Source organism: Aliamphritea spongicola, assembly GCF_017051665.1.
GTDB classification, from domain to species: Bacteria; Pseudomonadota; Gammaproteobacteria; order Pseudomonadales; family Balneatricaceae; genus Amphritea; species Amphritea spongicola.
Genome location: NZ_JAFIDL010000075.1, coordinates 1 through 302 on the forward strand (window position 1 = coordinate 1; position 302 = coordinate 302).

Sequence of the window (302 nt, forward strand, 5' to 3'; positions counted from 1 at the left end):
GGCGAATGTCGGGAGTTCGAGCCTCTCCACGCCCACCACTAAACGGAGCGGTAGTTCAGTTGGTTAGAATACCTGCCTGTCACGCAGGGGGTCGCGGGTTCGAGTCCCGTCCGTTCCGCCACTTCTTTTGAAGCGGCAGCTCCTGAAGGGGAGTCTAAAACCTTCAACTCTGTTCAGTGGGCGTGTAGCTCAGTTGGGAGAGCGTCGCCCTTACAAGGCGAATGTCGGGAGTTCGAGCCTCTCCACGCCCACCACTAAACGGAGCGGTAGTTCAGTTGGTTAGAATACCTGCCTGTCACGCA

At 57.6% G+C, this 302-nt stretch carries 2 tRNA genes; both read left to right on the forward strand.

Annotated features, from left to right (window positions below):
• The first annotated feature begins 44 nt into the window (after positions 1–44).
• A tRNA-Asp gene (locus JYB63_RS22805) sits at positions 45–121 on the forward strand.
• Positions 122–178: 57 nt separating this feature from the next.
• Positions 179–254 (forward strand) — tRNA-Val (locus tag JYB63_RS22810).
• The last annotated feature ends 48 nt before the right edge of the window (positions 255–302 follow it).